The 21,558-nt window shown below is 42.4% G+C and carries 19 protein-coding genes; 13 read left to right on the top strand and 6 right to left on the bottom strand.

What is annotated here, in order from left to right; all coding sequences use genetic code 11:
- Window positions 1-87 precede the first annotated feature (87 nt).
- On the bottom strand, window positions 88-495 hold the full coding sequence (aarP, locus tag PSE69_RS13375; RefSeq protein WP_004924490.1) for an HTH-type transcriptional activator AarP: 408 nt from the start codon (window positions 493-495) through the stop codon (window positions 88-90).
- A 156-nt stretch (window positions 496-651) separates the two neighbouring features.
- A complete protein-coding gene (locus PSE69_RS13370; protein WP_004924485.1) occupies window positions 652-1,818 on the bottom strand; it encodes an MFS transporter in 1,167 nt (388 codons plus the stop codon).
- Between the two features lie 385 nt (window positions 1,819-2,203).
- On the opposite strand from PSE69_RS13370, the gene ivbL reads away from it, so the two are divergent.
- From ivbL to PSE69_RS13350, 4 genes are all read left to right on the top strand, one after another.
- Window positions 2,204-2,293, top strand: a complete 90-nt coding sequence (gene ivbL, locus PSE69_RS13365; RefSeq protein ID WP_154598840.1) for an ilvB operon leader peptide IvbL — start codon at window positions 2,204-2,206, stop codon at window positions 2,291-2,293.
- A 104-nt stretch (window positions 2,294-2,397) separates the two neighbouring features.
- On the top strand, window positions 2,398-4,095 hold the full coding sequence (gene ilvB / locus PSE69_RS13360) for an acetolactate synthase large subunit (RefSeq protein WP_014656869.1): 1,698 nt from the start codon (window positions 2,398-2,400) through the stop codon (window positions 4,093-4,095).
- Between the two features lie 2 nt (window positions 4,096-4,097).
- Window positions 4,098-4,382, top strand: a complete 285-nt coding sequence (gene ilvN / locus PSE69_RS13355; RefSeq protein WP_004924476.1) for an acetolactate synthase small subunit — start codon at window positions 4,098-4,100, stop codon at window positions 4,380-4,382.
- Window positions 4,383-4,573: 191 nt separating this feature from the next.
- Window positions 4,574-5,236, top strand: coding sequence for a hypothetical protein (locus PSE69_RS13350; RefSeq protein WP_121874949.1), 663 nt, complete (start codon window positions 4,574-4,576; stop codon window positions 5,234-5,236).
- Here PSE69_RS13350 and PSE69_RS13345 read toward each other — a convergent pair.
- Window positions 5,233-5,790, bottom strand: coding sequence for a helix-turn-helix domain-containing protein (locus tag PSE69_RS13345; protein ID WP_004924471.1), 558 nt, complete (start codon window positions 5,788-5,790; stop codon window positions 5,233-5,235). The two genes, PSE69_RS13350 and PSE69_RS13345, sit on opposite strands and share 4 nt — an antisense overlap.
- A 224-nt stretch (window positions 5,791-6,014) precedes the next feature.
- Here PSE69_RS13345 and PSE69_RS13340 point away from each other — a divergent pair, with 224 nt between their 5' ends.
- Both PSE69_RS13340 and PSE69_RS13335 read left to right on the top strand, forming a co-directional pair.
- On the top strand, window positions 6,015-6,767 hold the full coding sequence (locus PSE69_RS13340) for a sulfite exporter TauE/SafE family protein (protein ID WP_014656867.1): 753 nt from the start codon (window positions 6,015-6,017) through the stop codon (window positions 6,765-6,767).
- Window positions 6,768-6,935: 168 nt separating this feature from the next.
- Complete coding sequence (locus PSE69_RS13335) at window positions 6,936-8,126, top strand: MFS transporter (RefSeq protein WP_121874950.1); 1,191 nt, start codon at window positions 6,936-6,938, stop codon at window positions 8,124-8,126.
- A 51-nt stretch (window positions 8,127-8,177) separates the two neighbouring features.
- On the opposite strand, the gene PSE69_RS13330 is transcribed toward PSE69_RS13335, so the two are convergent.
- Window positions 8,178-9,848 (bottom strand): ArnT family glycosyltransferase, encoded by a 1,671-nt coding sequence (locus PSE69_RS13330; RefSeq protein ID WP_121874951.1) that lies wholly within the window; start codon window positions 9,846-9,848, stop codon window positions 8,178-8,180.
- A gap of 634 nt (window positions 9,849-10,482) precedes the next feature.
- On the opposite strand from PSE69_RS13330, the gene PSE69_RS13325 reads away from it, so the two are divergent.
- The 3 genes from PSE69_RS13325 to PSE69_RS13315 all read left to right on the top strand — a co-directional run bounded on the left by PSE69_RS13325 (window position 10,483) and on the right by PSE69_RS13315 (window position 14,641).
- Window positions 10,483-11,829, top strand: coding sequence for an NCS2 family permease (locus tag PSE69_RS13325; RefSeq protein ID WP_004924678.1), 1,347 nt, complete (start codon window positions 10,483-10,485; stop codon window positions 11,827-11,829).
- 260 nt (window positions 11,830-12,089) lie between these two features.
- Window positions 12,090-13,739: a Na+/H+ antiporter gene (locus PSE69_RS13320; RefSeq protein ID WP_004924681.1), complete on the top strand. Its 1,650-nt coding sequence runs from the start codon at window positions 12,090-12,092 to the stop codon at window positions 13,737-13,739.
- Window positions 13,740-13,756: 17 nt separating this feature from the next.
- Window positions 13,757-14,641 (top strand): carboxylate/amino acid/amine transporter, encoded by an 885-nt coding sequence (locus PSE69_RS13315; protein ID WP_014656864.1) that lies wholly within the window; start codon window positions 13,757-13,759, stop codon window positions 14,639-14,641.
- Here PSE69_RS13315 and metR read toward each other — a convergent pair.
- Window positions 14,541-15,497, bottom strand: a complete 957-nt coding sequence (metR, locus tag PSE69_RS13310) for an HTH-type transcriptional regulator MetR (protein WP_004924682.1) — start codon at window positions 15,495-15,497, stop codon at window positions 14,541-14,543. The genes PSE69_RS13315 and metR overlap by 101 nt on opposite strands.
- Before the next feature lie 108 nt (window positions 15,498-15,605).
- Here metR and metE point away from each other — a divergent pair, with 108 nt between their 5' ends.
- Window positions 15,606-17,879: a 5-methyltetrahydropteroyltriglutamate--homocysteine S-methyltransferase gene (metE, locus tag PSE69_RS13305; RefSeq protein ID WP_053110155.1), complete on the top strand. Its 2,274-nt coding sequence runs from the start codon at window positions 15,606-15,608 to the stop codon at window positions 17,877-17,879.
- Window positions 17,880-17,947: 68 nt separating this feature from the next.
- On the opposite strand, the gene PSE69_RS13300 is transcribed toward metE, so the two are convergent.
- A complete protein-coding gene (locus PSE69_RS13300) occupies window positions 17,948-18,337 on the bottom strand; it encodes a YidB family protein (protein ID WP_004924685.1) in 390 nt (129 codons plus the stop codon).
- Between the two features lie 396 nt (window positions 18,338-18,733).
- Between PSE69_RS13300 and ltnD the strand changes: the two genes are divergently transcribed.
- The 3 genes from ltnD to otnC are packed head-to-tail and all read left to right on the top strand — an operon-like array spanning window position 18,734 to window position 21,550.
- On the top strand, window positions 18,734-19,642 hold the full coding sequence (ltnD, locus tag PSE69_RS13295; protein WP_004924688.1) for an L-threonate dehydrogenase: 909 nt from the start codon (window positions 18,734-18,736) through the stop codon (window positions 19,640-19,642).
- Complete coding sequence (otnK, locus tag PSE69_RS13290) at window positions 19,639-20,916, top strand: 3-oxo-tetronate kinase (protein ID WP_014656862.1); 1,278 nt, start codon at window positions 19,639-19,641, stop codon at window positions 20,914-20,916. Before ltnD ends, otnK begins: the two co-directional genes overlap by 4 nt.
- On the top strand, window positions 20,909-21,550 hold the full coding sequence (gene otnC, locus PSE69_RS13285; RefSeq protein WP_004924692.1) for a 3-oxo-tetronate 4-phosphate decarboxylase: 642 nt from the start codon (window positions 20,909-20,911) through the stop codon (window positions 21,548-21,550). The genes otnK and otnC overlap by 8 nt, the downstream gene beginning before the upstream one ends.
- Window positions 21,551-21,558 lie beyond the last annotated feature (8 nt).

Below are 21,558 nucleotides of genomic sequence, written 5' to 3'. Positions count from 1 at the left end.
AAAGCTCCAGTAAGTATTATTACTAGGAGCTTATTAGTCAGTAATACAGTAATGCGTCAAATTTCGATGTTTTTTCATATTCAATGGTTAAGCGACCTTAGGCTCTAGTAACAAGAGGTCATTATAACCAGTGTCGGAAAGACGATATAAAGAAGGTGAAATACCTAAATAAGCCTTAAACCTTTTGGCAAAGGATTGCTGGGAGTCAAATTGGTATTTCAAAGCAATATCAATTACTTGAAGGTTTGTGGTTTGTAGCTCTTTCGCCGCTTCACAGATCCGTCGACGGCGTATATATTCCCCTAAAGGCATACCGACAATTTTACGAAATACCCGTTGTAAGTGCCATTTGGTATATCCAGAATGTTGTGCAATATCATCTAATGATAATCGATTAGTAAGGTTCCCTTCTATCCAAACTAGGATTTCAGAGATAATAGAGGACTGAAATTGAGTATGTTTTCTGCTATATGAAATGGGTAATTTATTATACATAATACATTTCCTATTTGTTAGATTATAAGCATATTACTCATCGGATAGCTTTTGAATAAATAAAACTTAAACAGGTTATAATACAGTGTATTCCACTATGGCAGACGACGATTACACCTGTATATATAAAATTAAATACCTATCTTATTGTTTAATTCATTGCGTAATATGTTTTTTTAAAGCAATACAAAAAACAAGAATGAAAATTGAAATGACCATTGACAGGACATTCATCAATTGCCAACCGAGCGAGAAAAATAACACACCGGCTGCAAGGCTACCTAAAGCACCAAAAGAATAAATAAGAAAATCTGTCATACCTTGCACTTTTGCTCTTTCGTGATCTTCATAGCCGAGAGGTAATAGTTGGGTGGTACTGATTAAAATAAAATTCCACGCGACACCAACGAATATGCCTGATAGTAGATAGTGATAAAATTGGCTTCCCAGCAGGTTTATTGTGGCAGAGAGAAACAGCAACAAAATACCGATAACGATGATCTTTTTTGTTCCAATACGATGAATAAGGTGCCCTGTAAAAAAAGAGGGTGCGAACATACCGAGTACATGGCACTGGAATACAAGAGCTATTAAAGAGAAGGGGAAATTGTGTTGTTTCATAGAGAGTGGAATGGAAGCGAAAGTCAATACCACTAACGCATAGCCAACCGCACTTACGATAGTAATTAATTTTAATATCGGTTGTGAATACAGTTGTTTATAACTACGTTTCGCTTTGCTATGGTTTTGCCTTTGTTGTTCGACTTTTTTCAAAGGCACTCTTAATAATAAAATAAAAGCGATAACATAGATGAGCGTTAATGCACTAAAGGGGCCAGCAAAAGGGTATTCAGTGAAAAAGCGCTGTGTCATAACGGCCAACGTTGGGCCGATTAAGGCGGCTGCAATTCCTCCACTCATCACTAACCCAACCGCTTTAGCATGTAAAGCTTTAGGAGCTTCTTCGAGCGCTGCAAAACGAAATTGTTGTGCTGTACCAATGGCAATTCCTGTAAAGAATAGGCCAATTGAGAAATAGGTTAAGTTGTAATAAATAATACCAACAATGGATAGAATGGCTCCGATCATCCCAGAAAAACTCCCCAGTATAAAGCCGAGTTTTCTTGAGTATTTCTGCATTAAATATGCAATAGGAATGGTTGCCATAATTAAACCAATATATTGGCTCAGGAGTGGAACCGTAGAGTAAGTCGGATCTACGGAAAGTTTCTCGCCGATCACGACTGCCACTGAAAGTACAATAGCATTCCCCGTTGTAAACAGTGCTAATGCGATAGCTAACCACCAAACATTTTTAGGCATAATACCCTCTAAAAATAAAATAAACTAATAGAAATAATCAGTTAAGCTGAGTTTGCTTTGCCAATTTATTGTTGTGAAATACAGGAAATGTGCAGCTTACAACTTCAAGTCAACTTGAAGTCAAGAGGGAATATCAGTCAATTTAAGAGCCTGGTTGTTATCTCGGTTTAACGAGTGGATAAAACCAAAAAATAACTAATTGCCAGTTAAATGCTCTGGTAAGTTAGTAGTGTGATATTGATCGCGTTTTAAATGTGAGATGAATAAAAATGGAAAAAATGATTGTCATTGTGAACAAGATGTGTTTTCTTAAATGCACTTACACAAAATAATGATTAATAATTTAAACCAAATTAATATCGACAGACAGGAATAACCCGTGAACATGACTCTTCATCATTCAAACCTACTACTAACCGCGCCACGTGCCGCGGTGGTCGTGCGTGTGGTGGTGGTCGTGGGCTTAGCGCCGTAACGGGAACAATCAACGCAGATTAAAAACCCCGCCGGCGCAAACCGAGCGGGGTTTTTTTATGAATCGCCGCTCGAATCTCACCGGCTAGTGTGAAGGATAAGATTATGAGCGAATCGGGTACAACATCATCAGATAAAACCTGCTACACAGGTGCAGAACTGATAGTCCATTTGTTAGAAAAACATGGCATTACCATTGTTTCAGGGATCCCTGGCGGTGCAGCCCTCCCTTTTTATGATGCTTTAGGTAAAAGCAAGCAAATCCGCCATATTTTGGCGCGTCATGAACAAGGTGCTGGCTTTATTGCACAAGGTATTGCGCGTACAACCGGAAAAGCGGCAGTGTGTATTTCATCGAGTGGCCCAGGGGCAACGAATTTAGTCACGGCCATTGCGGACGCTAAGCTTGACTCTATTCCACTGGTTTGTATTACAGGCCAAGTTCCTTCTTCAATGATTGGCACCGATGCTTTTCAGGAAGTTGATACTTATGGGATTTCTATTCCTGTCACAAAACACAACTATTTAGTTCGTAACATCAATGAATTACCGCAAGTAATTTGTGACGCCTTCCGAATCGCAGAGTCCGGTCGTCCCGGCCCAGTATGGATTGATATTCCTAAAGATGTGCAGACGGCAACGATCGAATTAGACGCATTGCCAGATATTCAGCCAAAAGATAAGGCGCCGAACTTTGAGATGGAAAAAGTGATCCAAGCGGCGGAAATGATTAATCAGTCGAAACGTCCTGTACTTTATTTTGGGGGCGGCGTGATTAGTTCAGGCTCCACAGAAACGGCGATTGCGTTTGCAGAGAAAGCGACATTACCAACGACGATGACACTGATGGCATTAGGGACTATTCCTATGCGCCACCCGCTCTACTTGGGAATGTTAGGAATGCATGCGGCGCGTAGCACGAATATGGTGATGGAAGAAGCTGATTTGCTAATTGTTATCGGTGCTCGCTTTGATGACCGAGCGATAGGTCGTGCAGAAAAATTCTGTCCTAATGCCAAAATTATTCATGTAGATATTGATAAAGCAGAGATCAGTAAAATTAAACGACCTGATATTGCTATCAATGCAGATGCAGGGCAAATTCTCGAGTTATTACTGCCGTTAGTTGAAAAAAATCAACGTGAAGAGTGGATGACAAGAGTTAATCAATTAAAGCAGGACTACCCATTAAATTTAAGCGAAGCCGATAATCCATTAAGCCATTACGGCTTAGTGCTTGCTGCTGCAAGAGCCGCGGGCGAAGAAGCGATAGTGACCACTGACGTTGGGCAGCATCAAATGTGGGCGGCACAGGTTTATCCGCTATCACGTCCTCGCCAGTGGTTAACATCTGGCGGTTTAGGCACGATGGGCTTTGGCCTTCCTGCCGCGATTGGTGCGGCATTGGCGAACCCAGAGCAAACCATCGTATGTTTCTCTGGTGACGGCAGCTTGATGATGAATATTCAAGAGCTTGCCACCGCAGTTGAGCACCAATTAAATATCAAAATTGTTCTGATGAATAACCAAGCATTGGGGATGGTGTATCAGCAACAAGAGCTGTTTTTTGATAACCGCATATATGCCGCAGCTTATCCATATCAAACAGATTTTATTAAAATTGCGGCGGGGTTTGGTTTGAAAACCTGTGATTTAAATACGGAAGCGGATCCTGAAATGGCATTAGAAGCGATTATGAACACGAAAGGTCCTTGCTTAATTCATGCCCTGATCGATGTGAATCAAAAGGTTTATCCAATGGTTCCACCGGGTGCAGCAAATATTGATATGATCGGAGCGTAATTATGGTTTTTGAACATCACCCAATTGCATTAGAACTTATTGTCCGCAACCATCCTGGTGTTATGTCGCATATTTGTGGCCTGTTTGCGCGTCGTGCTTTTAATGTGGACGGCATTTTATGTATGCCAATAAAAGATAAAGATGAAAGCCGAATTTGGCTATTAGTACAAAAAGATGAGCGCTTGTCACAAATGGTGAATCAAGTTGAAAAACTAGAAGATGTTAGGGAAGTCCGTTTTAGTGATGACCTAAGACTATTTGAGACAATGCAAAACTATTTGCAATAACATTGCATCGCCACTGGCTCTCTATATTCAACCTACATTTATCCTGTAGGTTGAATTTTTTATTTGGTTTGAACGCACAATTTAAGCACATTTGTTTGTTTTAGTGTTCTATTGTTTCTTAAAGTGAACAATGGTGGTATAACAAACTCAGCATTACGCTGTAAAGCATCAACAAATAAGTGGGGCATTTTATGCAGAATAATATTTATCTGACTGATACTTATCGCTATGAAATTCAAACAACTGTACTTGAAAAAGGCCAAGATGATGAGGGGCAATGGGTTGCGCTAAGGGATAATATTTTTCATCCACAAGGCGGAGGTCAACCAGCCGATGCCGGGTGGATCAATGATCAGCCTGTTCGTATTAAGAAACACCCAAATGGCTGGATAATTGCTTATTTAGCGCCGGATCAGAATTTGAATGTTGGTGATGCTGTCAGTGCGAAAATTGATAAGGTACAGCGCCAATATCATGCGGCTTTGCATACGACGGGGCACTTATTAAGTTGGGAAATGGCTTGTTTTGGATGGAAGGGGCAAAAAGGGCACCATTTTCCGAATGAGTCACGAGTAGAGTTTAGTGCAATTAGTGATAACCCCACCCCCATTGAACAACTAGATGAAAGGGAAATAGAAGCTTTAGTCAATCAACGCTTGTACAGTGACTATCCTGTATCTGTTGAACAACGAGGAGAGTTACGCCTTTGTCGCGTTTCTGAAGGTGATGAGGTGCCTTGTGGCGGCACTCATGTTGATTCACTCGGTAAAATTTGCCAGTTTGTGATTAAGTCGATGAAATATAAAAAAGGGATCTTGCGGATCAGTTATGATGCGAAGCATGTCGAAGTTTAGATACTGTCACTAAGATGCGAGTACGTCATCACGACTGTTGCATTTAATTCCCCCTCCATGCAGAGATAGGAGTGGGGAAAATCACAACTAAAGGCATAAAAATCCCCTTCTTCTAATAACACGGTTTGTTCATCTTTTAAGCGTAACATCAATGAACCAGTATGCAGCATGATATGTTCATGAGTTCCGCTCATATGTGCGGGGCTATTAATAATGGCGCCTCGTTTCATATTCAACTGCCATATTTCAGAAATATTGCCCATATTGATACGAAATTTAAATTGTTGTGAATAATCCCCTTGCTGAGGAGCTGACTTCACAAAGTAGGGGTAGGCTTCATGCTGTAATGTAAATAGATCACTCAATGGGAAGCGTAATGCGATGGCGATGGCTTCTAAGGTATCAACTCTTGGGTTTGAATCGCCAGACTCCAGTTTAGAAAGAGCCGCTTTTGAGATCCCTGATAAACGTGCTAGTTCATTCAAGGAGAGGTTCCTTGCTTGCCGGAGTAAGCGTACTTTTTGACCAATTTTAATGTTGATTTTTTTATCCACCCTGTGTCTTCCTTGAAAGTTAAATTATGCTGCTAATTCTACCATCATAACAACGTTATGTCAGAAACGTACTGATAAAGGCATAATATTTCGACAATGGAAGAAAATGAAGATGGCAACCTGATTTAATAATCAATCCGTTCACTTAGGTAATAAAAACAGGGCTTTTTTATTTATTCAGAAAAAATTATAGTGAACAAAAATACTCCCTGTAAGGGCTAATTATGCCGTTTGATTTTTTCTCGCTAGAAATGGCGATCTGTTTTTTTACACTACTGTGCGCTTATTTAGTTTTTGGGATGGCTGGGTTTGGATCCGCTTTGATAGCCACGCCTGTATTAGCAATGTATCTTCCTTTAAATATGATCGTGCCTATATTAGCACTGATTGATTTAACGGCGGCGCTGATCAATCTAGTAAAAGATGGTAAAAACGCGGATTATCAAGAAATAAAATGGATTATTCCACTCATGGTTGTGGGGAGTTTAATTGGTGCGGCTATCTTACTAAAAACACGCCCAGATATTCTGATTTTATTACTTGGTATATTTGTGATTTTTTATGTTATGAACGCCTTTTTTTCAAAGAAAGGCCAATCGCATTTTTCTAAGATATTAGTTGTTCCTTTCAGCTTGATCGGCGGTATTTTTAGTGCGTTATTTGGTAGCGGTGGCTTTATTTATGCTATGTACTTATCAAGCCGCATAGCCGATAAACAGCGCTTTCGCATCACCCAAATGACATTAATAGGCTTTAGCACGTTAACGCGTGTCACAATCTTTTTAGTGATGGGTGTCTATGTGAATGTCGATATTCTGCTGATGGCATTAGCGTTCTCACCCGCAATGTTGATTGGTATTTGGGCTGGGCGCCATATTACCTTGAAAATATCGCGAGAATCTTTCCTGAAAATTATCAATATTATTATTTTAATTTCAGGTATTGCCTTGCTATATCGTTATTTTTTTATTTTGTAACTCACGTCACTGTTAAAGATTTATCAGTATAAAATATAAAGCATGATACAATTACCTTTCGTCATCTTCGGTAATTCCAGATGATGAAGGGTTTTTATATTGTGTTTAACGTTAATAAATAGAATTTAAAATGGAAGCTTTCATTAATGAAAGCAGATTAATATCAAAATGAGCTCTGATAATCAGCGTTTACAGCATTTTCGTCGTACCCCTTCGTTCGCTATTTTTACCATTACAACCAGTATTGCTGTCATTGGTATCGTTATTGGTTTAAGTATCCCAATGGTCGCTTTGCGATTAAATAACTATGGTGTTAGCGAACTCTATATTGGCATTATTTCAGCTGCACCTGCTTTAGGGATGTTTTTAATTGCCCCTATGGTGCAACGGATTGTTCGTTGGTGTGGGAAACGACAAGCAATGCTTATCGCAACCATTATTTCTGCAATAAGTTTGCTACCGTTACTGAGTTCGTTACCATTGTGGCTGCTCTTTCCATTACGTTTGATTACAGGGTTAGCCAGCGGTGTACTGATTTGTTTAGGGGAAACATGGATTAATGAACTTAGCCCGGAAAGCAAGCGAGGCCGTATCCTCGCCATCTACACCACCGTTTTTACCGTGAGCCAACTACTCGGCCCCTCTTTTATTGCTTACTATGGCGTAGAAGATAAATCTCCATTATTGATTTGCACCTTACTTCACCTGATATCTATAGCACTCTTTTTAATTATGGAACAAAAGGTGGGTGACCGTATTTCCGCGACAGCCAGTGAATCACGTTTTTCAATTATTCAGTTTGTTAAAGTCGCTCCGGGTATTTGTGCTGGTATTCTATTTTTCGCTTTTTTTGATGGCACGATTTTATCGATGTTTCCTATTTATGGTATGGGAATGGGGCATACTGAGGCGATTGCCGCGATGATGATCAGTGCAATTTTAGCGGGGGATGCGGTGATGCAAATGCCATTTGGATGGTTAGCGGACCATATGAACCGTGAAAAACTGTATCGGATTTGCGGCGTTGTCACATTAGGAGCGAGTTGTTTATTACCTTTCTTGATAACTCACCATTATTTAATTTGGGTCTTGTTATTTGTTTTGGGGGCAACAGCCGGTGCTATTTACACCATTGCGCTCGTGCAAATTGGTCAATATTTTAAAGGCAATGACCTAATTATTGCGAATGCCGCTGCGGCTATGTTATGGGGAATTGGTAATTTGTCCGGGCCGTTATTAGCTGGCGTCGTGACATCTCTTTCGCTGGCGGGGTTACCCGTATTACTCATTTTTATTGCTACAGCATTTTTGTGGTTTACGCGTGAAAAATATAGCGCCCAAAGCACGCAACAAGCTTAACTAAAAAATAGTGTGCCAGTGGTGATAAACTGGCACAGATTTTTCATTTCTCTACTCAATGCTTTTATAAACAACTAAGTTTTCGGTGAATTCATCGGGGCGGTGGTTGCTCCAAAATAGCGTCATACCTGCGGGAGCTGGCTTGATCTGTTTTGATAACACAATTAACCAGCGGCACTGCTCTGGTTTTTCAAAGCGATCTTGCCGTTGATGTAAGATCTTTGTGTAGTAGTACAGCATAGGGGCTTCGGATTCACCGATATTATCGGATGCCATACAGTCATTAGCATGATAATGGCCTTTTAGATGTTGTTCTAAATCGACAAAGACATCTTTAAACCCTTTGGTATAGTCTATCCAGCCCAAAAATAAGCTGAATGTGATCCCCCATACGATACATATGCCTAGCGTCCAGTTTTGCATGGCACGTAAGGTAATCTGTCGGCTCAATAACACTCCGCGTAAAAACCAGATGGCGGTGAGGATTGTCGCGACTAGCAAAGCAACTATCGAAAATGGCATTTGGTAACTCATCGGTAGCCATTTACTAAAAGGTGTAAGCCACGCCTGCGTCTGACCCGAAAGGGCGATAAAATAGCAAACCCACAGGAAAATAATAAGTAGTGACCATAGCGTAGCCGCAAAGCATGAGAAACCGCGTAGCACTTTTTCAGGAAGCGCAAGCACGGTTTGGGTCCCTAAGATTGCAAGTGGGGCGATGAAAGGGAGCAAATAGAGCGCTCTACCTGTTGCTGAAATTTGTAAAAATACAATCCCAAGTAGCGGGAAAATGGTGACTAAGTACTCGTTACGGCTACGTAATCGTTTTAACGGATTTCTAATAAAATAGAGGGTAGCCAGTATGCCTGCTGGCAGTGCAAATAGCAGCACGGATGCTGGTACACGTGTTAAGTTCGCTTTGGCACCTAATTTTTCAACAGAGAAGCCTAGAAAACGACCGATATTATTTTCCCAAAACCAAGTCATAAACAGATCGGGATGTTGGCGATAGAGTAAAATAGGCCAAGGTAAAATCAAGATAAGAGCAGCGAGACCGGCGATGATTGCAGGTAGCCAAAAAAGCTTTTGGCGGCAGTGTGGTAGAAAAATCGGGGCTAGCAGTAAGCTTAACCATAACACACCCGGAATAAACACCCCTTTTGATAGCATGGTGATCACTGTGCCAAACATTAGCCATAATGCGGACATCGCAACCTTTTCTTGGCGTATTAGCCCAAGAATGCCGTACAAACCGATAGTAGCACCTGTAATGAGTGCAACATCCGTAAACATATCATGGCTATGCCTTAAAATGCCGGGGGCGCAAAGGTAGAGTGCGAATGCAATCCAAATGCGTTTATCACTAATATGGTCTGTATTGAAGGCACGGCGAGCAAGTAGAATAAAAAATGAAAAGTTAATCACTGAAAATAACAATGTCGCACTGCGCGCCGCATCATAAAGCGGCATAAAGCCAGATAGCAAATGGGCACTGATGGTGGCGACCCAATAGTACAGTGGTGGCTTCTCCATAAACGGTTCGCCAGCATTCGTTGGTACGAGCCAATTACCTGTTTCGAACATAGTTTGGATAATACCAAAGCTATAGTTTTCATCTTGCTTCCACGGAGTGTGCCCGTAAATACCAGGTAAAAGATAGATGGCGAGAAAGCCAATAAATAAAATTAATGACTTTTGATTAGGTGTTAATTTTTTTTGCATTGTTCTTGCAGTGAATATATGTCAGTAATTAATAATTTTATGTGATATTTAATTTTAACGAGATCAAATATAATTAATGTTTACACATAAAAATTGTTAACATAATGAAATTAAAGTTGATTTTTATTTAAATTCTCGTTGCCAGATTATATTTTTGCAGCATTATATTCTATGTAAGAAATGCGATTTAAAAAATAAGTTATTTGTCATCCTCTCGCTAATACCCCTCACTATTATTTAGCGAAGCAACACTTAACTCTAACAAAATATTTATTAACTGTAGCTAAACGAAAAGAAAATCCATTCACAATAGAGAGGGTTAATAAGTCGGATAGTAAGGATGCCAAATTCGGTAAAACCTCCTCACTGTGCTAGGGATAAAATCTAAAAATTTATGTTAAGTTTGCTTTGTTGTGTGCGATTGCCCCATGTAACTTGAAAACACTTGATCAATACGTCGATTTCGATTGATAATTGCCCGCTTCATAGTCTGCCATCTCTATTGTTAAAGCCAAACGATTGCGTGAGAGTGGGGAGTGAGTAAATCACTCGCTCAATCAGTTTTTTCTAAAAACGTAATCGTTTTCGTCAGTGAGATTAGGCGCTTTTTGTCATATTTAGCAGGGGTATTTCCATGTCTGGCCAACAGGCTTCAACCAATTGCAAATTGGATAAATATTTTAAAATTTCTGCGCGTGGCTCTTCGGTTCGTCGTGAAATTATTGCAGGGTTAACGACATTTTTGGCGATGGTGTATTCCGTCATTGTCGTTCCGGGAATGTTAGGGCAGGCAGGGTTCCCTCCTACAGCTGTCTTTATTGCGACCTGTTTAGTGGCGGGTTTTGGCTCACTATTGATGGGGCTGTGGGCTAACCTGCCAATGGCGATTGGTTGTGCGATTTCACTTACCGCATTTACGGCTTTTAGCTTGGTGTTAGGCCAGAAAATCAGTATCCCTGTTGCTTTAGGGGCCGTGTTTCTTATGGGGTGCCTGTTTACTATTATTTCGGTGACAGGAATTCGTAGCTGGATCCTGCGTAATATGCCTATGGGGATTGCGCACGGTACTGGGATTGGTATTGGGTTATTTTTATTACTGATAGCCGCAAATGGTGTCGGGCTGGTCGTTAAAAACCCAAATGAAGGGCTACCTGTTGCACTTGGCGATTTTACCTCTTTCCCTGTATTAATGGCATTAGCGGGTTTAGCGGTTATTTTTGGCTTAGAGAAGCGTCGCGTGCCCGGTGGTGTTCTGTTGGTGATTATTGCTATTTCAATCATAGGGTTAATTTTTGACCCTGCCGTTAAGTACCAAGGTTTCTTTAAGCTTCCTTCATTAGGTGAAGATGGTTTATCACTGATCATGAGCATGGACATTATGGGAGCCTTGCAACCTATCGTGTTACCAAGCTTATTAGCATTGGTCATGACCGCAGTCTTTGATGCGACAGGAACCATCCGTGCGGTTGCTGGTCAAGCTAACTTGCTGGATAAAGATGGGCAAATTATTAATGGTGGTAAAGCATTAACCGCGGACTCGGTAAGCAGTATCTTTGCTGGAGCGATTGGGGCTTCTCCTGCTGCGGTTTATATCGAATCTGCTGCTGGTACTGCTGCTGGTGGTCGTACGGGGCTTACTGCGGTGGTCGTTGGCCTGTTGTTCTTATTGATTCTATTTTTATCCCCCTTGTCTTATTTAGTACCTGCGTATGCGACGGCGCCAGCTTTGATGTATGTCGGTCTGTTGATGTTGAGTAATGTTTCTAAACTGAACTTTGATGACTTTGTCGATTCGATGTCCGGTTTATTATGTGCTGTGTTTATTGTTCTGACCTGTAACATTGTTACTGGCATTATGTTAGGTTTCGCCGCATTGGTGATTGGACGTATCTTTGCGGGTGAGTGGCGTAAGCTGAATATTGGAACCGTGGTTATTGCTGTTCTATTAGTGGCATTTTATGCTGCTGATTTAGCGATTTAAGATTCGTTGTTCTGTGGGGGCTGGCGCATCGGCTGCCCCCTAATGTATTATCGCGATTAATCTTAAAGTTTGAATTATTTTCCCGCCTAGTAGTTAGTTAAGGATAGAATAGACAAAAGGCGGTGAAACATGTGAAATCCGCGGGTTTTCACGAGTTGCTGGCTTTACTGAAAAATTTCATGGCCTGACGAGCTACCTAATATTCTGCTGCGACGGGTCATATTTGGGTTTGGTTCATTTCGTTAATCAGTAAGGGCAACATGGAAATTTTCTTTACTATTCTCATCTTAATTTTGGCAGTTTCTGTTTCAGGTGTGGTGACAAAAGTCATCCCTGTTCGCGTTCCATTACCCTTAATTCAAATCGCGATTGGTGCATTGCTTGCATGGCCTCAGTTTGGATTACATGTCACGTTTGACCCTGAACTCTTTATGGTTCTATTGATCCCGCCATTGCTATTCGTTGATGGCTGGAAAACGCCAACACGTGAATTTTTCCAAAATGGTCGTGAGATTTTCATCCTAGTATTAGTACTGGTATTGGTAACCGTTGTGGGTATCGGTTATCTCATTTACTGGTTAATGCCGGGTATTCCTTTGATTGCTGCATTTGCACTTGCTGCTGTCCTTTCGCCAACGGATGCGGTAGCGCTCTCTTCGATTGTCGGTAAAGGTCGTATACCTAAGCGTATGATGAGCGTGTTGGAAGGCGAAGCATTGATGAATGACGCTTCAGGTCTGGTTGCATTAAAATTTGCGGTTGCGATTGCAATGGAAACCATGATGTTCTCAGTGTCTGGCGTCACGATTGAATTTTTTAAAGTGGCGATAGGTGGTTTGCTATCCGGTATCATTGTGACTTGGGTTTACAGCAAGTCATTGCGCTTAATGAGTCGCTGGAGTGGCGATGATCCTGCAACCCAAATTGTCTTTATGTTATTGCTGCCTTTTGCCTCTTATATGATTGCGGAGCATATCGGTTTCTCAGGCATTTTGGCTGCGGTGGCTGCGGGGATGACAATCACCAAATCTGGGGTGATCCGTAATGCGCCATTAGCGATGAGACTGCGTGCTGACAGCGTATGGTCAATGTTAGAATTCGTATTTAACGGTTTGGTGTTTATCATGCTTGGCTTACAATTGCCGGGGATTTGGGAAACATCAGTACTGCAAGCGGAACTGGATCCTAGCGTAGAAACGTGGATGTTGTTTGCGGCAGTCGCCATTATCTACTTTGCCTTGCTAATTTTGCGTTTTTGTTGGTTATGGCTCATGAAAAGGTTTAGCCGCCTGTTCCTGAAAAAAAGGCCACTGCAATTTGCTAACTATACGGTACGTGAGCTGTGGCTAGCTTCTTTTGCGGGAGTTCGTGGGGCGATTACCTTAGCCGGTGTGCTTTCAGTACCCCTCTTTTTAAGTGATGGTTCACCTTTCCCAGCGCGTTATCAATTAGTCTTTATTGCGGCAGGGGTGATTTTATTCTCAATATTCGCGGGCGTCATCGCGTTACCGCTGTTGCTGCGCAACTTTAAAGTCGGTGATAAAGAAGCGGATATTAACGAAATTCGTATGGCGAAAGCCGCAATGGCTGAAGTCGCCATTGTGAGTTTAAACAAGATGGAAGAGCGTTTATCGGCGGATGTTGATGAAAAATTAGACCCAGAGGATATTAGTGAAGTGGCCTCAAGGGTTACGGGGCATTTGCGCCGACGTACCGCTAGCCAAGATGAAATCGAACATAACTTACAGATTGAAGATTTAGAGCGGCGCTTTAGGCTAACCGCATTACGTGCTGAACGTGGTGAGTTATATCACCTGCGTGCAACGCGTAAAATTAGCAATGAAACGCTGCAATCCTTACTGACGGATCTCGATTTGTTGGAAGCTGTATTGATTGAAAAAGAGCATTAATTGAGAACAATACAATAATGTGGTTACTTGTGATTACGACGCTGCTTTGGGCAGCGTCTTTTAGTCTTATTGGTGAATATCTCGCTGGGCAAGTGGATAGCTGGCTATCCGTCCTAATACGTGTTTCTTTAGCGGCATTGGTCTTCTTGCCATTTTTACGTTGGCGAGGGCTGGGATTCAAAGTGATTGTGCTGTACATGATTGTTGGTGCATGCCAACTCGGTATTATGTATTTCTTTGTGTTCCAAGCGTATCGCCATCTCACCGTCGCGGAATTTTTGTTATTTACGGTACTCACCCCTCTGTATGTGACGCTTATTTATGATCTATTGGAGCGCCAACGTTTACGGATGGGCTATTTGTTTAGCTCGCTACTTGCCGTTATTGGTGCAGCCATCATTCGTTATGACCATCTTAGTGAATCTTTCTGGGTAGGTCTGATATTTGTGCAATTAGCTAATATCTTCTTTGCTGTCGGTCAGGTGGGATATAAGCGTTTGATGGAAATATATCCTATCCCTCAGCATCAAGCTTTTTCATGGTTTTATATCGGTGCAACGCTGGTCGCACTGTTCGGATGGGGGCTATTTGGGGATAAATCGCTAGTGCCAACCACACATGTTCAATGGTGGGTTTTACTGTGGTTAGGTGTTGTGGCTTCTGGCATCGGTTACTTTATGTGGAATTATGGCGCCACAAAAGTAGACGCCGGAACCCTTGCTATCATGAATAATATGATGGTTCCAGCGGGGCTACTGGTTAATTTTGCCATCTGGCAACAGCATCCAGATTGGTTGAGTTTTACCATTGGAGCGAGCCTGATTGTCGCGTCTCTGTGGGTACATAGGCGTTGGATACTTTCACCGGTTTCACGTAAGACAGATTCTCAACGGCATGATTAGTGGCCGTTTTGGTAAAAGCTTCAATAGCGGGTTGGCGTTGCTCTCCTTCACGGCATGCAGCGTACAACCGGCTCCACAAACCACTCCCTAATGTTTTTATACTAATTAACCCCTGTTTTTCAAACGAATCCACCGCCCAATGTGGTAATGCGGCGATCCCCATTTTAGCTGCCACCATCTGTATTAAAATCAATGTATTATCAACGGCTTTCACCTTTGGTGAAACCCCGGCTGGCTGTAAGAAATGGCGCCAAACATCAAAGCGATGACGTTGTACTGGGTAAATTAGTAAGGTCTCATCGGCGAGATCATGAGGCTCGATAATCGGTTTTTTTGCTAAAGGGTGATCATTAGCCACAATTAATTTTACTTCATAATCAAACAGCGGCGTGTAGTGGATCTCTTTATCAGCCAAGATATCTGAAGTCAGTACAATATCCAGCTCTCGTGAAAGTAATTCGGGCTGCGGGTCAAAAGTCACTCCCGATTTAAAATCCACTGAAACTTGCGGCCATGTTTGCCTAAATTGCTGTAATGCAGGTGTTAGCCATTGAATGCAGCTATGGCATTCGATAGCGATACGTAGCGTCGACACGCCCGGTTCATTACAAATACGAATAGCATCTTTCACCATTGGTAATACTTGGTGTGCCAGTTGCAATAGCACTTCCCCTTGCGGTGTAAATCGTAATGGCTGGCTTTTACGAATAAATAGCTTAAAGCCCAAACGATGTTCTAAGTCACTAAATTGATGTGACAATGCTGACTGAGTCTGGTGCAGGTAAGTTGCAGCCGCTGCCAATGAGCCATGTTGGCTGAGCGCATGCAATGTTTTTAGATGTTTTAATTCGATCATGAGAAACCTTCAAGATGACAATGAATAATTTGCGCTTGTGCTTTATACAGTACCTGTTGATTATAGATGTGTAAACATCTAGACGGCTAAAAATTTTAAGGGGTCAATATGTCTGTTATAAATCATACACTTGGATTTCCTCGTGTCGGTCTGAAAAGGGAGCTAAAACGCGCACAAGAAGATTATTGGGCTGGAAAAATTGACCAAGCAGCGCTTTTAGCAACGGGTCGTGAATTACGTGCTCGTCACTGGCAACAACAAAAAGATGCCGGTGTGCAACTATTACCGGTCGGTGATTTTGCTTGGTATGACCAAGTATTAACGACGAGCTTATTGCTGGGGAATGTACCTCCACGTCATCAAAACGAAGATGGCTCAATTGATTTAGATACACTATTTAGAGTGGCTCGTGGCCGCGCGCCAACAGGAAAGCCAGCAGCGGCAGGCGAGATGACTAAGTGGTTCAATACCAATTACCACTACATCGTACCTGAGTTCCAAAAAGGGCAGAAATTCAGCTTATCATGGACACAACTGTTTGAGGAAGTCGATGAAGCGTTAGCACTAGGCCATACTATCAAACCTGTTGTAATTGGTCCGTTGACTTACCTATGGTTAGGCAAAGTAAAAGGTGAATCATTCGATCGTTTATCATTATTGAATGATCTGCTACCGGTCTATCAAGAAATTCTTGCACGTTTAGCGCAAAAAGGAATTGAGTGGGTACAAATTGATGAACCAGCACTGGTGTTAGATTTACCAACAGAGTGGCAGCAGGCGTATCAAACGGCTTATCAAGCGTTAGCTGGGAAAACCAAACTGTTGCTGACAACCTATTTTGATGGCATCAGTCACCATCTGGATCTGATTAAACAGCTACCAGTACAGGGATTGCATGTTGATGTTGTCGCTGGGCAAGATGACATCGAAAAATTACACCAAGCGCTACCACAAGATTGGGTGCTCTCATTAGGCATTATCAATGGTCGTAACGTATGGAAAGCTGACTTAGGTGAAAAGTTTGCACGTATTAAGCCGTTGTTAGGCCAACGTAATTTGTGGGTCGGCTCATCGTGTTCACTACTCCATAGCCCTATCGATCTCAACGATGAGACTCGCTTAGATGAAGAAGTGAAAAGTTGGTTTGCTTTTGCGCTACAAAAATGTGCGGAATTAGCATTACTAAGCCAAGCGTTAAATGAGCCAACGGCAGAGCATCTTGCTGGATTAGAACAATACAGCGCTCCGGTTCGTGCTCGTAAGACATCAACTCGTGTCAATAATGCGGCGGTCAATCAGCGTTTGCAAGGGATCCGTAAAGGGGATGCTGAACGTAATAGCCCATATGAAATACGCGCTCAACGTCAACGTGAACGCTTTAATTTGCCATTATGGCCAACCACAACAATTGGTTCGTTTCCACAAACGAGTGAAATTAGAACACTGCGCCTTGATTTCAAAAAAGGTAACTTAGATAAAACGCACTATCGTACCAGTATCAGTGAACACATTAAGCAGGCGATTAAAGAGCAAGAACTGCTTGATATTGATGTGTTAGTGCATGGTGAAGCCGAACGTAACGACATGGTTGAATACTTTGGTGAGCATTTTGACGGTTATGTCTTTACACAAAATGGCTGGGTACAAAGCTATGGTTCGCGCTGTGTGAAACCTCCCGTCATTATTGGAGATATTAGCCGACCAGAAGCTATCACGGTAGAGTGGGCGAAATACGCACAATCGCTGACTGAAAAGCCAGTCAAAGGGATGTTAACGGGGCCTGTGACTATCCTATGTTGGTCATTCCCGCGTGAAGACATTAGTCGTGAAACAATTGCCAAACAAATTGCTTTGGCGCTACGCGATGAAGTGGATGATCTACAAAAAGCGGGGATTGGCATTATTCAAATCGATGAGCCTGCACTTCGCGAAGGCTTGCCATTACGTAAGGATGAGTGGGCTGAATATTTAAATTGGGCAGTAGAAGCATTTAAACTCAGTGCGGCAATTGCCGATGATGACACTCAGATCCACACCCATATGTGTTATTGCGAGTTCAATGACATCATGGATTCGATTGCTGCGCTGGATGCTGATGTGATCACGATTGAGACTTCGCGCTCTGACATGGAATTGTTGGATGCTTTCGAAGACTTCCATTATCCCAATGAAATTGGCCCAGGTGTATATGATATTCACTCACCAAACGTGCCAAATGTTGAGTGGATTGTGGCGCTACTGAGAAAAGCTGCTAAACGTGTTCCGGTTGAACGTCTGTGGGTGAACCCTGACTGTGGCTTGAAAACCCGTGGTTGGACAGAGACACGTCAATCATTGGCTAACATGGTGGAAGCTGCTAAAAGGTTAAGAAGCGAATACTAAGCTAAATATTGGTGAGTGGTAGGTTAGCATGTTGGTTAACCTACCACTTTTGCTTTGATGAGGCAGTATTAACCAAACAACTTTTCTTTCAGCATATTCATGCCAACTGCAGACAAATCAACGTGTTCTGGCAGAACACCTTCTGGTGTAGCTTGATTAACGAGTTTTGGGAGATATTTGGCGATCAATTCTGTCGTTTCTTGCGGGTCAATACCCACTTTTTGAGCTAATTGTTGGATATCTAAGTTACCAAAAACTTGAATTAATTGGTTAACGCTCACAGGTAGGTTCTCAGAGTTACTGATCCATGATTGAATAATGTCACCTAAGCCTTGTTGGTTAAATTTATCAACAACCCCTGCTAACCCACCTTGTTTATCAATCCATTCAATTACGGATTGAAACTGGCTCATTTTATCACCGGCAACCATGGTGATCAGTTGATCGAACAAACCCATTTAATGCTCCTCATTATTTCTCAAACTGTGGGCTTCAACAGCGTGTTCAGTGCGTTAAAGGATCCCTAAAAATTAAGTAATCGGCTATTTTGGTCAATTTCAGCGAGGCGTCAATCAAAAATGATGCTATTGCGATTTAACTGAACGGAAAAGCGGAAAAGTTTTATTTTTTACACTTGATAGGTATAAACCACGCTCTCATCACATTTTTTATCACATTGCGATGTGAATTGTTTTGTGAATTACCAAAAATTAAAAATACATTAAAAACAATAAATTAAAATAATATTGGTGATTTTTTATATTATTAATAATGTGATATCCATCATGTGTTTGTGAATTTTGTTATGTGAGAATTCACATCAATAACAAAGATTAACAACATCAGGGGTTGTTATGGGAAATTTCGTTAAGAACGTCGGTGTTATTGGCTTAGGCTCAATGGGTATGGGGATCGCTAAATCCCTAATAAAAAATAATATTCCTACCTATGGCTTTGACCTAAACCAAGATGCCTGCCAAACCTTAAAGCAAGCCGGTGCTGTCGCAGTAGGCCAAAATGCGGCGGAGTACGCTCAACATCTGCAAGCTTTACTGTTAGTTGTCGTCAATGGTCGCCAAGTCGAGGCAATCCTATTTGGTGGCGATAAGCCTCTGGTAGAGCAGTTGCAGCCAGGCACTATTATTATGTTGCATAGTACGCTATCTGCTGAGCAAACAAAACAGATTGCTCAGCGTTTGGCGCAATATCAGTTACCACTGATGGATGCACCTATTTCAGGCGGCGCGCTGAAAGCGGCAGAAGGCAAACTAACGGTGATGGCATCTGGCGCTCCGATCTTGTTTGAACAGCTTAACGAAGTTTTTGAGGCGATAGCTGAGCGTTTATATCGTGTCGGTGATGAGGTGGGGTTGGGGTCGACAGTAAAAACCATCCATCAACTACTTGCTGGGGTTCATATTGCGGTTGCTGCCGAAAGCATGGCATTAGCCGCCAAAGCGGGTATCGACCTGAATATGATGTATGACATCGTGACACATGCAGCGGGTAACTCGTGGATGTTTGAGAACCGTATGCAGCATGTTCTTGATGGTGATTATACGCCCAAATCGTCCGTTGATATTTTTGTGAAAGACTTAGGGTTGGTCATGGAAACAGGGAAAGCCTTGAACTTCCCATTACCTATCGCGGCCACTGCTCATCAAATGTTTATCTCTGCAAGTAACGAAGGTTTTGGCCTTCAAGATGACAGTGCTGTGATCAAAACTTTCAAAGGCATTGCTTTACCGGAGAAAAAAGTATGACTGTGAAATTAGGTGTGATTGCCGATGATTTTACTGGTGCAACCGACATCGCAGGATTTATGGTCCAGAACGGCTGGCGAGTCGTTCAATTATTGAATGAACCAGATGACAATACAGTCGTACCACACGATGTTGATGCGATTGTTATCAGCCTAAAAAGCCGTTCTTGTCCTGTAGATGAAGCAATTAACGCATCGTTAAACGCATGTCGTTGGTTAAAGCAACAAGCACACTGCCAACAAATTTTCTTTAAATATTGCTCCACATTTGATTCCACTGACAAAGGCAATATTGGCCCAGTGACTGACGCGTTGATGAAGCAGCTTGATACTCAAGTTGCACTGATTTGTCCTGCACTGCCCATTAATGGCAGAACCGTGGTTCACGGGCATTTATTTGTCAATGGTCAGCTGCTCAATGAAAGTGGTATGCAGCATCACCCCGTGACGCCAATGACGGATGCTAACTTGATGAGGGTGATGGAAAAGCAATCTGAAGGTAAAGCTGGGCTGATCCCATTATCTGATATTCAGCAAGGCAGCACGCTAATTAAACAGCGTTTAGCAACCTTAGCCGAGCAAGGTGCGAGTTACATCGTTGTTGATTCATTAACAATGAATGATTTGTTACCGATCGCCAAAGCGGTAAAAGAGATGCCTTTACTGACAGGCGGTTCTGGGCTTGGGGCGGCATTAGCCAATGTGGATACCGGATGTGAATGGGGGGCAGGTGGTAGCCGTGGTGAAACGCCTAGCCGCCAAGGCCGTCAGACCGTGATTTTATCTGGCAGTTGCTCAGCAATGACCAACAAACAAGTGCAAAACTACCAACAAATTGCACCAGCTAAAGTCGTGGATGTCGGGGAGTGCATTGATAACCCTCTCTATGCCCAACAATTAGCAACGTGGGTTCAAGAGCAAAAATTAACAGGACTCGCACCACTATTATATGCGACCCAACCACCTGAAATTCTGAGAAAAATTCAAGAGACGTATGGGGCAGATATAGCGAGTAGCGCAGTGGAAAATGTGTTTGGGGAAGTGGTAAAACTCTTACAAGCACAAGGTTATAACACCTTTATTATTGCGGGTGGCGAAACATCCGGCAAAGTCGTTCAAAGCCTAGGAACCGAGCAATTAAGCATTGGTGCGCCAATCGCACCGGGCGTTCCATGGGTTCAAGATTTAACAAGCGGTCACTGGTTGGCACTCAAATCGGGTAATTTCGGCCAAGAGAATTTCTTCCAGTACGCACAGGAGATGTTTAATGAGTGAAGAAAAGGCACTACGCCAAGAGCTGGCTGATTGGGCTAAATCGATGTTTAACCGTGGCTATAGTAGTGGCGGAGCTGGAAACATCAGTGCCAAACTTCCGGATGGGAACATTATCGTCACGCCAACTAACTCCAGCTTTGGGGATTTAGATCCTGAAAGACTAAGTAAGTTGGATGCAGAAGGGAACTGGATCGATGGCGATAAGCCCACTAAAGAAGTCTCTATGCATATGGCGATGTATCGACAGCGTCCTGATTGCCGAGCGGTGGTTCACTTACACTCCCCTTGGCTAACCGCACTGTCGTGTTTATCAGGGCTTGATAGCAGCAATTGCTTGCCGCCAATCACGCCTTATTACGTGATGCGAGTCGGCAAATTGCCATTAATTCAATACTTGCCACCGGGGGATGACCGTATTGGTGAAGAAATTGAAAAATTGGCTCCTAACCATAACGCAGTACTGCTATCGAATCATGGACCCGTAGTTGGCGGTAAAACCTTAAGGCAAGCTTTCTTCAATGCTGAAGAGTTGGAAGATACGGCGCGTTTATATATCACATTACGCCAGCAAGGTTTTACAACACTCACTGAAGAGCAAGTTAACGAGCTAGAAAGCCGTTATCCAAAGAAATGAGGCACCTG

Source organism: Providencia sp. PROV122 (genome assembly GCF_028482365.1).
In the GTDB taxonomy this organism is placed as follows: Bacteria; Pseudomonadota; Gammaproteobacteria; order Enterobacterales; family Enterobacteriaceae; genus Providencia; species Providencia stuartii.
Note: the sequence above shows the minus strand (reverse complement) of the source record. Positions and strands in the feature narration are given on the sequence as shown.

Bases quoted from the DNA above. Each gene is read 5' to 3' on its own strand.
- PSE69_RS13350 (WP_121874949.1), top strand. From the start codon at position 4,574: ATGCAGAATAATATTTATCTGACTGATACTTATCGCTATGAAATTCAA.
- otnK (WP_014656862.1), top strand. From the start codon at position 19,639: ATGACTGTGAAATTAGGTGTGATTGCCGATGATTTTACTGGTGCAACC.
- PSE69_RS13315 (WP_014656864.1), top strand. From the start codon at position 13,757: ATGTGGTTACTTGTGATTACGACGCTGCTTTGGGCAGCGTCTTTTAGT.
- PSE69_RS13340 (WP_014656867.1), top strand. From the start codon at position 6,015: ATGCCGTTTGATTTTTTCTCGCTAGAAATGGCGATCTGTTTTTTTACA.
- aarP (WP_004924490.1), bottom strand. From the start codon at position 495: ATGTATAATAAATTACCCATTTCATATAGCAGAAAACATACTCAATTT.
- PSE69_RS13300 (WP_004924685.1), bottom strand. From the start codon at position 18,337: ATGGGTTTGTTCGATCAACTGATCACCATGGTTGCCGGTGATAAAATG.
- PSE69_RS13335 (WP_121874950.1), top strand. From the start codon at position 6,936: ATGAGCTCTGATAATCAGCGTTTACAGCATTTTCGTCGTACCCCTTCG.
- metE (WP_053110155.1), top strand. From the start codon at position 15,606: ATGTCTGTTATAAATCATACACTTGGATTTCCTCGTGTCGGTCTGAAA.
- PSE69_RS13320 (WP_004924681.1), top strand. From the start codon at position 12,090: ATGGAAATTTTCTTTACTATTCTCATCTTAATTTTGGCAGTTTCTGTT.
- otnC (WP_004924692.1), top strand. From the start codon at position 20,909: ATGAGTGAAGAAAAGGCACTACGCCAAGAGCTGGCTGATTGGGCTAAA.
- ilvN (WP_004924476.1), top strand. From the start codon at position 4,098: ATGGTTTTTGAACATCACCCAATTGCATTAGAACTTATTGTCCGCAAC.
- ilvB (WP_014656869.1), top strand. From the start codon at position 2,398: ATGAGCGAATCGGGTACAACATCATCAGATAAAACCTGCTACACAGGT.
- ltnD (WP_004924688.1), top strand. From the start codon at position 18,734: ATGGGAAATTTCGTTAAGAACGTCGGTGTTATTGGCTTAGGCTCAATG.
- PSE69_RS13370 (WP_004924485.1), bottom strand. From the start codon at position 1,818: ATGCCTAAAAATGTTTGGTGGTTAGCTATCGCATTAGCACTGTTTACA.
- PSE69_RS13325 (WP_004924678.1), top strand. From the start codon at position 10,483: ATGTCTGGCCAACAGGCTTCAACCAATTGCAAATTGGATAAATATTTT.
- PSE69_RS13330 (WP_121874951.1), bottom strand. From the start codon at position 9,848: ATGCAAAAAAAATTAACACCTAATCAAAAGTCATTAATTTTATTTATT.
- ivbL (WP_154598840.1), top strand. From the start codon at position 2,204: ATGACTCTTCATCATTCAAACCTACTACTAACCGCGCCACGTGCCGCG.
- metR (WP_004924682.1), bottom strand. From the start codon at position 15,497: ATGATCGAATTAAAACATCTAAAAACATTGCATGCGCTCAGCCAACAT.